At 42.5% G+C, this 12,918-nt stretch carries 10 protein-coding genes; 7 read left to right on the forward strand and 3 right to left on the reverse strand.

Annotated features, from left to right (window positions below; genetic code table 11):
* Positions 1–432: 432 nt before the first annotated feature.
* Complete coding sequence (gene spoVB / locus AC0VYE_RS12605) at positions 433–1,983, reverse strand: stage V sporulation protein B (protein WP_475448339.1); 1,551 nt, start codon at positions 1,981–1,983, stop codon at positions 433–435.
* A 412-nt stretch (positions 1,984–2,395) separates the two neighbouring features.
* Between spoVB and AC0VYE_RS12610 the strand changes: the two genes are divergently transcribed.
* Together AC0VYE_RS12610 and AC0VYE_RS12615 are read left to right on the forward strand one after the other, a co-directional pair.
* A complete protein-coding gene (locus AC0VYE_RS12610) occupies positions 2,396–3,898 on the forward strand; it encodes an alpha/beta hydrolase family protein (RefSeq protein WP_475448341.1) in 1,503 nt (500 codons plus the stop codon).
* Positions 3,899–4,373: 475 nt separating this feature from the next.
* Positions 4,374–5,549, forward strand: a complete 1,176-nt coding sequence (locus tag AC0VYE_RS12615; RefSeq protein ID WP_475448343.1) for a DUF6688 domain-containing protein — start codon at positions 4,374–4,376, stop codon at positions 5,547–5,549.
* Positions 5,550–5,723: 174 nt separating this feature from the next.
* Here the strand turns inward: AC0VYE_RS12615 and AC0VYE_RS12620 are convergent, their stop codons facing one another.
* Both AC0VYE_RS12620 and AC0VYE_RS12625 read right to left on the reverse strand, forming a co-directional pair.
* Entirely contained in the window at positions 5,724–6,680 is a 957-nt protein-coding gene (locus AC0VYE_RS12620) for an ABC transporter permease (protein WP_083682513.1), read from the reverse strand.
* Positions 6,673–7,593, reverse strand: coding sequence for an ABC transporter ATP-binding protein (locus AC0VYE_RS12625; protein ID WP_076270612.1), 921 nt, complete (start codon positions 7,591–7,593; stop codon positions 6,673–6,675). The genes AC0VYE_RS12620 and AC0VYE_RS12625 overlap by 8 nt, the downstream gene beginning before the upstream one ends.
* A gap of 479 nt (positions 7,594–8,072) precedes the next feature.
* Between AC0VYE_RS12625 and AC0VYE_RS12630 the strand changes: the two genes are divergently transcribed.
* The 5 genes from AC0VYE_RS12630 to AC0VYE_RS12650 all read left to right on the forward strand — a co-directional run bounded on the left by AC0VYE_RS12630 (position 8,073) and on the right by AC0VYE_RS12650 (position 12,780).
* Positions 8,073–8,561 (forward strand): AAA family ATPase, encoded by a 489-nt coding sequence (locus tag AC0VYE_RS12630; RefSeq protein ID WP_475448346.1) that lies wholly within the window; start codon positions 8,073–8,075, stop codon positions 8,559–8,561.
* A gap of 168 nt (positions 8,562–8,729) precedes the next feature.
* Positions 8,730–9,188, forward strand: a complete 459-nt coding sequence (locus tag AC0VYE_RS12635) for a hypothetical protein (RefSeq protein WP_475448348.1) — start codon at positions 8,730–8,732, stop codon at positions 9,186–9,188.
* A 992-nt stretch (positions 9,189–10,180) separates the two neighbouring features.
* Positions 10,181–11,023, forward strand: a complete 843-nt coding sequence (gene mle / locus AC0VYE_RS12640; protein WP_475448350.1) for an alpha/beta fold macrolide esterase — start codon at positions 10,181–10,183, stop codon at positions 11,021–11,023.
* Positions 11,024–11,288: 265 nt separating this feature from the next.
* Positions 11,289–11,558 carry a CD3324 family protein gene (locus tag AC0VYE_RS12645; protein WP_076270608.1) on the forward strand — a complete coding sequence of 90 codons (270 nt, stop codon included), beginning with the start codon at positions 11,289–11,291 and terminating at the stop codon, positions 11,556–11,558.
* Between the two features lie 250 nt (positions 11,559–11,808).
* Positions 11,809–12,780, forward strand: coding sequence for an alpha/beta hydrolase fold domain-containing protein (locus AC0VYE_RS12650; protein ID WP_475448353.1), 972 nt, complete (start codon positions 11,809–11,811; stop codon positions 12,778–12,780).
* Positions 12,781–12,918 lie beyond the last annotated feature (138 nt).

The following is a 12,918-nucleotide window of genomic DNA, read 5'->3' on the forward strand; positions in this document are numbered from 1 at the left end:
GTGAATTAATCAATGAGATGATTTACTGGATTGAAAAACAGTTAATTGAATATGAGTTTATCACATTCATTGGGCTATAGAGAGGCGTCAGTTAGTAGAAATATTTAGACTGAGGCAAGGGAAACTAGTTTTTGCAACTGAAGTATCAATCTCGCTGGCTCTTATACTTTAACGTGTTGATAGAGCTTTTTTGATCATCGTCTGTTCAATAATGGAATTCAACTAATTGGACACGTAAGTTCTATAAAATAGCGACAGTCTAGGACTCTTTATTTTCTCGTCCTTGGCTGTCGCTATTTCAATTTCTAAGTTCAGTCTAAAACTTATTTTGTGGAGTCTTACGGTATGACAACTCTAAAAATCGGGTGGAATAAAGACATCCAGTCTAATACTTTATGTTCTTTTTACATATTGAATCATGACTGCTTTTTCTTACCATGGAATTGAAAATTTATGACGCGTGCTCTTCCAATTCAACGTACCGGTCACGACTAGAGCAGCGAAATAAAGAAACAAGGAACAGAGGATTGATATGATTACGCACCATAACTGCGGCATACCGTGGCTGGCTAACTGGTTATAGGTCAAGTGTCCGCAGATTGCCATTAGCATCATGCAGATCCCAACCTTGATATAAGGACGAATGCTCCCATAAAATCCGATCGAACTCGAGATGGAAAAAAAGTTCAACAACGTTTGTATCAATATGCCAATACCGATGCCGAACGCAACACCAACGATTCCTAATTGACTGCCTAACACGAAGACCGAGACACCCTTAAATACAGTAGCTATTACGTAATTCCATAGAGCTGCTTTCGCGCGACCGAGGCCAAGTAGAATCGCATGAAGTGGAGCATCGAAATAATGTAGAAAAAACATAGGCGCCAGTATTTTTAAAAGTAATCCTGCTTCAGGCGCATTATAGACTTGTGTCGTTAGTGGAGTTGCCCATTCGTACAGGATAACGGTTGCTGGCGCACCGATCAGAAGTCCCAATATCATAGCTTGATTCATCCGCTCATGTATGAGCAAACTATTTTTGTTCACTGTGGCCTCACCAATCGCTGGAATAAGAGCGGTGGATAAGGATTGCGTAATAAAGCTTGGCATGAACAATAGAGGAAACACATAGCCGGCCAGTAGACCGAATTGCTTCGTGGCTAAAGCTGTGCCGATGCCGTACAGGCCCAGGCTGGTTGTAATAAGAAGCGGCTGGAAAGCGTTGTAAAGCGAATGAATGATACCATGACCAGTCGTTGGAAGTCCGATTTGCAGCAGCTCGCCGAGTGTGCTTCTTCCTTGTTTCAGATGGCTCGCCCAAGTCTCGCCCGATACCTTCGATTCACCATATAGCTTGTAGCTTGTCATCAGAAATAAGAGGCTTATCGCTTCGCTTACGACAGAGGCAGCCATTGCACCAGCAGCTGCGTAAGCAATTCCGTAAGGCAGCAATAGGTGTACCAACGCTAGCACACAAGCGATTTGAACGGTATGCTCCAGCACATCGGAAGCTGCAATGGTCTTCATCTGCTGCATGCCCCGAAAATAACCCTTTAAAACGGCGGAGACTGCGATAATCGGTGCGATCGGTGTAATCGCTAGCATGGCGTAATAAGCCCGCTGGTCGCTTAACAGAATTGACGCGATCCACTCTGATCCAAGTAACGATATGGTCGTGAGCGCTACGCTCAAAACGCCCGTAACTGCGAGCGAGACATACAGAATGCGCCTCACTTTCATCCGTTCGCCGCGTGCCTGGGCCTCTGCGACCAACTTGGAAATTGCCACCGGTAATCCAAGCTCCGTAATCGTAATGACGAGCGGAACAAGCGGATGCGCCATCATCAAGATGCCGATTCCCTCTGCGCCCAGTACGCGAGCTATATACATGCCGCTGATAAAACCGAGAATACGATTGATGAAAGCAGCAACAGACAAAACCAAAGTACCTCTCATAAACGATTGCCCGAGTTGTGACATGACTTGTGTCCTCCTGTTAATCGAATACATAAATGTATTCAAAAATTTGAAAAGCATGCGAACAAGCTCAAGATGCTAGCCAGGCGCCAGCGGTGTCATAAGAAAATGAAGTCTTAAGCTGACGATGCTCAATTAAGCTAACGAGTAATTAATCACCAGGACGAGGCTGCCGAAATAAATCGGCAGCCTCGTTGAGCTAACGGGCAGTTTATCAGGTCAGGTTGGACAAGAAAAGGGGGCTGCAAGATCAGTCTCAGGAATGGTTACCATGGTTGCCACTTCATGGTTACGTGCTAAATAAGCGTCTTACAAAATTGTAAGGTAGATGTAAGGCAAAGCGATAGCTTAGGCCAATTTATCAGGATAATATTGGAATAAACGAAAATAGAAATTTTTTAAAAGGAGAATCGAGATGAGGCTGTTTGAACTGTTGCTTTTTTTGTCAAACATCGGCTTATTTGCATTATCAGTCCTATTAAAAAAAGGACGGCGTAAGATTTCAGTATTTGTTGCAAGCGGGATCGCCACACTTTTACTGGTCATTCATTGGACGGTGGAAGGATACAGAGTTCAGCTATTTTTCCCATATTGCATAACGATCATTTTTTTAGCCATTTCAGGTTATAGCTATTTTAAAAAAAACGGTCCAAAAAAAATCCCGCGTTTCATGTTGGGTTCAGTTAATACCGCTATAGCGATAATGCTGGTCGTAACAGCGGGTCTCATGTATGCTTTTCCTGTATTTAAACTGCCTGAACCGACAGGCGAATTTAAGGTAGGAACGCAAACTTATCATTTTGTGGATACAGAGAGGGAAGAGATTTTCGACGAAGCCAGAGATGGTAGGAGAGAATTGATGGTTCAGGTATGGTATCCGGCTCAAGCTGGCACCGGCCAGTACGCTCCCTTTATTCCTGATCCCCAGATTTTACGTTATATGGCTGGGAACTATGGCCTTCCCGGGTTTACTCTTCAACACCTGAAGTACGTATCCAGTCATGCTTATTCGGGGGCCGAAGTTTCTTCGGCACAGACTTCATACCCGCTGATCCTTGCCAATCCCGGGTTCGGCTCTTCCAGGTTTCTCCATACGTCGCAAGCCGAAAATCTTGCGAGTCACGGATATATCGTGGCAGTGATCGACCATACCTACAATACATTTGCAACCGAGTTTCCGGATGGTCGAATCACGACCAGCACAACCAACGACTTATTCTCGCCCGACCATGATTACCGGACGGAAAGCGGAAATCGCGACAAGTTGGGAAAAGTTTTAACCGACGATGTGGCGTTTACGCTGGACCAATTCGAGCTCATCCAATCGGGGCAGATTCCAAGTCATATAAAAGGGAGGATTGATCTCGGACATGTCGGGGTGTTCGGTCATTCCATCGGAGGAGCGACGGCCTATGACGTTACTTACGATCCACGAATCACGGTTGGAATAGACTTGGATGGAGCGCTTTATCGACTGCGTGAGAGAGAGGGTCTGCGTAAGCCGTTTTTGTTCATGAACTCGCAAAGCGAATTCGAAAGATTAAAAATGGTAAAGGATAACCACGCCTATACGGAGGCAGAGCTTAAACGTATGGGCAACACAAGAGAGTGGATGGATCAAGTAATAGAAGACAAAAAGATAGAGCTTGAACGGATGCGCGAAACGGTTGACGCAGGGGGACAATTCCTCTATATAGACAATACGGAGCATTTGAATTTTACTGACGTACAGTTCATTTCTCCGATTTTCAAAATGCTGGGAGTTACAGGAAAGATTGCGCCCGAAAGAGTGAACTCCGTTATCAATGCCTATATGCTGGATTTCTTCGATATTTATCTAAAAAATCAAGGCGGAATCTTAATGAAAGGACCGGATAGCCGCTTTCCGGAGGTGAAGTTCGAAACCTCGCTGCTGTAATTTCAATATTAGGTCTCATATTAAGCATTAAGGGCTGCCACATGGCAGTCCTACGCTACGCTAACGGGCAGTAAGGACCAATAAATAGGAAAATACATATGATCATTTTTCTCTTTTTTTGGATTATAAATTCAGAGTATCATTGACTAGATAAATGGTCAGTTCCTTACATATATCATAAAAAATCTTCGGAGGTGCAAACCGGACACGTTCATTTAATAACACAGCGGCAGTTTGACTTCGATTCCTCCCAAAAGACTGCCTTTTTTAGGATCAGTATCATACAGCGTCAAAGGGACTTTAGCATTCGCCACTTCCAAAACTGCTTTCTTAAAATTTAGAAATCGGGCATTCAACGATGACGTCTACCTTATTGATTGCGGTGGCGAACCGCTAGAAGCCCGGTATCGGCGAAACGACAAGCGCGCCTGCCGCACAAGTCCTGTCCAATATCGACCGGAAGGAGCATTAAGAAATGCTATTGTTGTTCACTCCATTTCTTCTCCTAGCGTTCACCGCCCTCATTCGGGCGGTGTTTACGTTCGCGCGAAAAGCTGGGGAAAGCGAACAAGGCGAAGGATTGACGTTAACCCGGCTCGTAGACGGCATTCTACTTTCGATCACCTCGTTTCTCCTGATCGTTGGCTTCTTATTTGATGTGAAAGGGGTACCAGGAGGTGCGCCGTTAAAAATGTATTCAGAAACCGGAGAGCCATTATATGCATACGCATCTCTGTCCCACAAGCATAGTGCCGTACTTTGCGTAGACTGGTTGATCGGCTTCTTTTCCTATTGGGCGCTGAGAATCTATCATAGGAAGCTTTCTCCAATTGTATATACTTGCTGCAACGTATTTTTGGTTCTTTGCATTTCGCTGACCACAGTCTATTTCATTCATACCGGCTTTTCCAACTACGATTTTAATAAGATCTTCTCCGTATTGCTTCTTCAAACCGGGAGCTTAACGTCTTGCCTGCTGTATCTGGCGCAGCTCAAGCGTTCATTGGACGTATGGAAGGTGTTCGCAAAGGAGGAAGATGCGGAGACGATGCCCGCCTGGCAGCGGCCTCTGCATCGCTTCATCATCATGCGTCGCCGGGCAATTCCGGCGCTATGGATGGCACTGCTATTCCCTGTTCAGCTTGTTGTTCAATTGCTTCTAGTCTTGTTCGGGCAGCGGCCGGATGGCGTAGTGCGGGCGTTTCTGGATACGAGCGGCTTCTACTTGTCGAGGCTGCCAGCGCCACCGCCGGAAGTGGTGTCAGGGGATGGCCATTATTTGTGCACCGTCGCCGCTATGGGACATCGATCCCTAGTCAAGCCGCTTAGGCCAGGAATCCGGCACGGCATGTCTATCACAGTGAATCGCCAGCTTATGATCGCTAACGCGTTCGAAAATGTGCTGGAACAGTACATGCCCGCCTCCCACCGCACGATTCGCCGACTATACGACAAATACGGCTATCCGGTAAGTCGGCAGATTCGCACGAAGATAGCAGCGGATGTGATCTATGTGGCGATGAAGCCGCTGGAATGGTTCTTTCTGCTCGTTCTGTATACCGTCGACATTCGCCCGGAAGACCGGATTCAAGTGCAATACAGTGGGTTCGGTAAAAAGATTAGTCGACCGAACGCCGAATTGACACGGTAACGCAGAAAATAAAGTGTCGGAATGAAATACTCTAAGTTTTTATCCACGTCCAAAATTAAAAGATCGGATATAGATCGTTTAACTAACGGGACACGTTAGTTGGATTAAAACAAAAGAACCTCGGGCACAGCTTCTTTCAAGCAGTGCCCGAGGTTCTTAGTATTGGTATTGCCCTTAAGCGGCGACGTCGCGTCTCGTAAACAGTAACCAAGCTAAGAATTGGAATACGATGTAGTAGGCGACAAGTATCATAATCGAGAACGTCAACGTCATTTCCGGTCTTAGCGGCGATGCCCCTTGCATATATTGCGTCAGGTCAATGTTGGAGAAGAGCAAATACTTGACCCAGCTATAGCCGCTGAGAAGCGCCGATAGCGTATTGCCGACCAGCATGAACAGAAGCGAGAAGGCTATGGCCATCGAGGAGCTGCGGAACGCGGATGATATCATGAAAGCCATCGTTACGTACATGAGCATGGATACGATCGAGAAAGCGTATTTCTCCAACGAATTCAAGAAATAGGAACTTTCTTGGATAACTCCGCCATCGGTAATCGATATTTTCGCTTGGCTTGTTCCTTCGAAGCCTTCGAGAATACCTCCAGCCGCGTAAGCAGACGCAAATGTCAATATGAGCAGCAGAAGCGCGAACCCAAGCGTGGCGATGTATTTGCTGATCATAATCTTCGTGCGCGAAGCCGGACCGACAAGCAGCAGCTTGATCGTGCCCCAAGTGAATTCGGCCGCAATCATATCGGCAGCGATAATGACGGTTAGAATCGTCGCTAAAATAATTAAGTATGATGATGTATCTACATAATTCCACAATGACAATTCGTTAGGATTAGTATTTTGTTCCAAATAATATTCATTGAGTTTGATTTCGTTAGCGAAGTATGTTTTGTCCTCTTCCGAGAGTTCTTTGTTTTCTTGAAGCTCCTGTTGCATGTTGCTATTCCGTTCGGTCAGGTTGTTTTGCCAGTCGATCGTATTATTTTGGCTTGATTCCCACTTCATGATGCCGCTCATCAATGCAATTGTAAAAACGAGGAAGGCAATCATCAGCCATGTACGAGGACGACGATATATTTTCATATTTTCGTTTCGAATTAGATTAGACAGACTAGACAACCATCTCACCTCCGGTAATTTCCAAGAATTGTTCTTCTAGTGACTTCTGCGCCGCTTGAATGCCGAGCACGTCAATCTCCGAGCTTACAAGCAGCCTTGTAATATCGGGGATGGCAGCTTTGTCAGCCGCAATTTCGAGCTGATTGCCTTTCACCGTAATGCGGGTTGCATCGAAGATGGCGGATAGCAGCTGCTGAGCGGCAAGTAAATCGCCGACTTCGATAACGACCTTCGACTGTATCGAATCGCGAGTTTCCTGCAGCGAGCGAATATCGATGAGCTTGCCGGCTTGGATTATCGCGACCCGGTCGCACATAAGCTCCATTTCGGACAGAAGATGGGAAGAGACGATGACGGAGATGCCTTCTTCTCTCGTCAGCTTGCGCAAATAATCGCGCAGTTCTCTAATTCCTGCAGGGTCGAGTCCGTTTGTCGGCTCATCAAGGATGAGCAACGATGGACGATGCAGAATCGCTTGGGCAACGCCAAGCCGCTGCCTCATGCCGAGAGAGTAACGCTTAACCTTCTCGTGAATACGGTTCTGAAGCCCGAGAAGCTTAACGACCTCATTGATCCGTTCCTTCGTAATGCCTTTATGCCGACGGGCAAAATGAACAAGGTTTTGATAACCGGTCAAAAATTTATACATTTCTGGATTTTCGACGATCGCTCCTACATGCGTCATAGCAAGCTCGAAGTGCTCGCGGACGGATACGCCTTTAATTAGGGCCTCGCCCTTCGACATCGATATCAAGCCAACAATCATCCGTATTGTTGTCGTCTTGCCGGCACCGTTCGGTCCGAGAAATCCGAATACTTCGCCTGCGGGTATATCGAAACTAAGATTGTCGACGATCTTACGTCCGCCAATCGATTTGGTCACGTTGCGAAGCTTCAAAACGGCTTCTGTCATGCGTTAAAACCTCCTAGTATTATCTTACATATGGAACTATACTGGAAGTTGCTTTGTCATAAAATAGACCTTTGATCAGGATTTCTCCCCTGCTTAGGTCGAGTATGAACGTTTTTCCAAGCATTTTTTAAACAAATATTTAAAAATATGCTTAATAAACAACTAAGAATTATTTACAACATTATGAGGTAACTCTCGAATTTGAACTGGAGGGTATAGGTTCACTTTCTGATCATTACCCTAACTAGACATAACCCAAAAGAAAATCACTTTTTCTAAAGTGTCTATCATTCGGGTTGCAGTTTAGCCACGGCAGCTGCTCCTTGGTTATATTAATCTAACGTTCAGGTTACGCTAATGAGTATTCGTTCCATAATGTGGGCTGACATCTTGCCAAAATTGCATTAGAAGGAATCTCTCTTGTCTATAGAGAAGTCATTTAAAGTCAAATATGCTCGATGCAGGGAGCTAGAATAGGAATGAAAAAGATCTTCATTATTGGAGTTGTAGCTAGTGGTAAGACGACATTGGCTAAACGCTTATCGCAGAAAGTTAGTGTACCTTGTTATGAACTTGACTCCATAGTCCATCATCAAACATCCACGGGACGACATAAACGTTCAGCAGAAGAACAAATTGAGGTTATAAAGGAAATAGATATACACGGTACATGGATATTTGAAGGAACAGATAGAGAGTCCTATCAATGTTTGTATGAAATGGCCGATACAATCATATTTCTTGATACTCCATTGTGGACGCGAAGGATAAGAATCCTGAAGAGATTCCTTAAGCAAAATCTTGGTATTGAAAAGTGTCATTATAAGCCAGACATCCTGATGTTGAAGATGATGTATAAATGGACAAGGGATTTTGAACAAAATAGAAGCGGTTTCGAAGCCAAGTTAAAAAAATACAAAGAGAAAGTGATCAGGTTAAGAGATAATAACGACCTGGACTTTACCTGAACGAATATGACTCAGGGATGGGAGACGATAGTTAATTACCGAAAGGGCGGCCGCGTGCTAGCTCATCGTTACGCTAACGGGCAGTTATGCTTAACATGATAATATTGTAAAATGAATACTTTAATTGATATAAACCAGTTGGTGTTGGTGATCTTTAAAAGGAGTTTTATGAAAAAACTAAGAAAACACTTGTTGAATCTAGCTTTTGGTGAGTTAGTAGCGGCTATTTCTTTTTTGGTTGTATTTAAACTGTATCTAGATTTAGGATTCGCAAGCTTGCTTGCGTTTTCATTTCTTGTGTTGCAGTTAATTCAAGGTGTGCTGTATTGGGTATTTAGATCTCAATCATTAGGTAAAGAGAAATCATTGTTAATGCGGAATACTCTAATTATGCTTAGAAGAATTAATCTTCTTTTGGCTTTGTTAATTGTTATTTTCTTGTTAATGCTTGCACAGAATAAAAGAGACCTATTTTTTGGTATGTTGATTTATGTTTTTTCCGTGATAGAATACATAAATTACTATTGGTATCGTTTAAGCTATGGGAAGTCGGGTTTCAATATTAAATTGCTTATTCAAGCTGGTTTAAAGCCTTCAAGTATTCATAAATTAATAAAAAGAAAATAATTCTCTAAACTTTCGAATAATAAGCATTCATTCACAAAGGGCTACCGCTATTGCTATGGAATCGGCTCTGCTTTAATAAAAGGTATGGCTAACTGTCTGGCCAAACGTGAAATTGAAAGTTTCTGTATGGATAGCGGTTATCGACATGTTCCATTTCAATCGATTTATTAGTATATAATGATAATTGAATAGGAGGGCGTTATCTAAATGGAATATATAGAAACAGGATTAAAACTATTTGTGTTTATAATAGTTATTTCTCTATTCTTTAGTTTGGTACGATTCCTTGTCCAAAAATATCTAAGTGATTTCTTTCAAGGTTTCTCGGAAAAAACAATAAAAATATTTAGGTTACTTAAAGGAAAGTTTCAAAAAACAGGCTGAAAATATGGTTAGCGTTTTGAGAAACCGGTCTATTCTAAGCAAATGTTCAATAATGCTGAGCGTATAAAAACGTCCAATTGTTGGCGCTGTGCTTTTTATCTGGCAGGGTATGTAAATCAATTCGCGAAAATTTCAAATAACATAAGTGAAGAGGCAGCATAGCTTTATGAAACTAGGATAAAGTTTAACACAAAGGAAACCGCCTAGTATTTGACATATAACTTTGTCATATGTTAGCATAAATTTAACTTATACGAACGGAGGGGTTACGTGTGTTGATCTAATTCTTCGATACTTTTTGCACAATGAATTGGTTTGTGGTTTAAGACTATTTTGTGTGCATCGTCATCGAAGATTAGTTTGCCTTCACGGTAACCTAGTTTAGTTTTATATTATTGGGGAGAGGGGTAACCCTGCCTTCATGCCATATAAACTAGATACAAAGGAAATGGATTGAACTTTTTATGATCTACCCTGTTATTGGACTGATTCTCTTCCATAGGGTAATCATAATATTGTGTTCATTCTCAAATTCTTTTTCGATTACAGTATGCGCACAGGCCTATGGCCTGTGTTTTTTATTTTTAAGAAATATTGGAGGGTTCCATATGAACGAACAACTAATAAAAGTAGATGGGATTAATATATGTGCAGACAGTTTCGGAAAGCCAGATCATCCGGCCATCTTGCTAATTATGGGTGCTCAATCCTCACTGATTTGGTGGGAAGAAGAATTTTGTCAGCGTTTGGCAGATGCAGGACGTTTTATCATGCGTTATGATAACCGAGATGTTGGACGTTCAACAACTTACGAGCCTGGTCAACCGGGTTATACTTTTGAAGATATGGCAGATGATGCAATAAGAGTGTTGGATGATTATAAGATTGAGCAAGCTCATATCTTAGGCATGTCCATGGGTGGTATGTTGACTCAAATGATTGCTCTGCGGCATCCGGAGAGGGTTAAAACCATTACCCTCGTTTCAACGTCCAATTTTGCTCCGCATCTTCCTCCGATGGAGGAAAGAATTATGGAGTTTTTCTCGAATATGGGGGCTGTAGATTGGACGAACAAACAGTCGGTAGTTGAATTTGCCATTAATAGATCAAAGATTCTGGTCGGTTCAAAGCATGTTTTTGATGAGAAGAGAATTGGCGCATTGGCGGAAAAAGAATTTGATAGAAGCAACAATATCGCAAGCATGGGGAATCACGCCTTACTGACAGGTGGGGAATCTTATCTGGTTAGGACGAATGAAATCATTGCTCCCACTCTGATTGTTCACGGTACTGAAGATCCCATTATTCCTTATAAACATGGAGAAAATCTTGCTAATGAAATTCCGGATGCTGTTTTACTGACATTGGAGGGTACTGGACATGAACTTCATTATGATGACTGGGATATAATAATTACTTCTATTTCCAAGCACACATCAAAATCAAATTAGTACATGCCGATTTAAAGGCTTAGTTCACGTTTTCTCTATGCGGGTCTTCTCCATTTGAAGTTATGTTATACTTGTTAGGAAAAGGGGGTGCTTACTGATGGAGAATCTCTTAAGATTATCTGGTACTTCTTCCACTCATGCAAAGCCTGTTATTGGAAAAGCGTTACTTTGCGTGGGGCGAAACATTTTATAGCGCTGAATAAGCTTTTCTAATATTTTGGCTTTGCACCTTATTTTTAATTGTCAAAATAAGGAGCGGGCGAAGTTGAAATATATTAATGCAACAAAGATATTGCCTGAAGAACTAATTATGGAAATTCAAAAGTATGTTCAAGGAGAGGCTCTTTACATTCCTAAGCAAGAAAAGGAATATAAAAACTGGGGAAGCTTGAGCGGTGGTAGACAGTTACTGGATCAGCGAAATGCCGCTATTAGAAACGCTTTTATGAGTAAGAGCAGTATCGAGCAGCTTTCCAAGGAATATTTCCTCTCCATTGATACGATTAAGAGAATTGTGTATTCACATAATGAATAAAGAATAAAGGGCACTGGTGAGAATTTCTCATTAGTGCCTTTTTTGTGTTAACAATGAATCTAAGCCATTGTTGACATATGAATAGCTGTCTACATTATTTAAAATAGGTTTAGCATGTGAGAGTGTACATGATAGTTGGAAATTAGCAGACGAAAGAAAGTTAGAAAGGGCTCGAATTACTGCATAAAACGAAGAGCAGCACATCATAATGAATGATGTGTATAGATAGAAAGCGAGGAAATTAAAAACCATGAGTGAGCAAAAAAACAGAAGTAGACATTTAGTTGATCAAGAAATTATTAGTGTAGTTGATTTATTTCCAACAACGGATCTTTCTGAATCAATGTTAATGGAATCACGTAACAATCAAGCAAAAATGCTGCCGCAAATAGATGTTACGCAGTTGTTCCCAGTTACTTTTGAAGAAAAAACAGTACCAAGTTATTTTGGAGGTCCAGATATTCGCATAGAGATCATTAAACCAATCCAGCCAAAGTACAAGAAGTTGCCTTTATTTTATTCTATTCACGGCGGCGGTATGGTTATGGGAAGTCCGGTTGGTGATCGTACAGCTAATGCTTCGCTTGCATCCCAGCACGGTTTTTGCTGTGTATCTGTGTATTATCGCTTGGCACCAGAGCATGCTCAGCCTAGTCAGCTACAGGATTGTTATTCGGGCCTAAAATGGTGTATTGAGCATGCAGAGGAATTAGCGATCGATTCTCAAAAAGTGGCCATATCCGGCAGCAGTGCCGGTGCAGGATTAGCAGCGGGTCTTGCCATTTACATTCGTGACCAAAAGGAATTTGATATCCATCATCTAAGGCTGCGTAATCCAATGCTTGATGACCGTACAAGTATTGCGCCAGAACATCCCTATGCGGGTGAGTTTGTTTGGACAAAAGGAAGTAACTATTTCGGCTGGAAATCTGTTTTAGGGCATGAACCCGGTCATGAAACGGTTAGTGAGTATTATGTGCCTGCGCGTGCAAAATCACTAGCTGGTTTGCCGCCCACTTATATAAGTATAGGCAGCATTGATTTATTCATCGATGAAGCCTTATTATTTGCAAAACAACTGGTCTTTGATGGTGTGTTAGTGGAATTACATGTATACCCTGGGTACCATCATTTGTCCCCGATGTTTCCAGATGCTCATTTTTCAATAGAAGGATTCAAATCCAGTGAATGGGCTTTGCTGAAGGCGCTGAATGTACTTTAAAGCGGAACGAATTTTTGGCGTAGCCAATAGGGAACCAAAAAAGTCAAAAGTCTGATCCATTCAAATTGAAAATAAACCTCTCTGCAGGATGCTGCGGGGAGGTTTATTTGCTCATTCTTGTTATTAGGCTAACGAGCA

The organism is Pristimantibacillus sp. Z349TD_6 (genome assembly GCF_056173205.1).

Excerpts from the sequence above, each read along its gene's own strand:
- spoVB (WP_475448339.1), bottom strand. The coding sequence starts at position 1,983 with ATGTCACAACTCGGGCAATCGTTTATGAGAGGTACTTTGGTTTTGTCT.
- AC0VYE_RS12610 (WP_475448341.1), top strand. The coding sequence starts at position 2,396 with ATGAGGCTGTTTGAACTGTTGCTTTTTTTGTCAAACATCGGCTTATTT.
- AC0VYE_RS12615 (WP_475448343.1), top strand. The coding sequence starts at position 4,374 with ATGCTATTGTTGTTCACTCCATTTCTTCTCCTAGCGTTCACCGCCCTC.
- AC0VYE_RS12625 (WP_076270612.1), bottom strand. The coding sequence starts at position 7,593 with ATGACAGAAGCCGTTTTGAAGCTTCGCAACGTGACCAAATCGATTGGC.
- AC0VYE_RS12630 (WP_475448346.1), top strand. The coding sequence starts at position 8,073 with ATGAAAAAGATCTTCATTATTGGAGTTGTAGCTAGTGGTAAGACGACA.
- AC0VYE_RS12635 (WP_475448348.1), top strand. The coding sequence starts at position 8,730 with ATGAAAAAACTAAGAAAACACTTGTTGAATCTAGCTTTTGGTGAGTTA.
- mle (WP_475448350.1), top strand. The coding sequence starts at position 10,181 with ATGAACGAACAACTAATAAAAGTAGATGGGATTAATATATGTGCAGAC.
- AC0VYE_RS12650 (WP_475448353.1), top strand. The coding sequence starts at position 11,809 with ATGAGTGAGCAAAAAAACAGAAGTAGACATTTAGTTGATCAAGAAATT.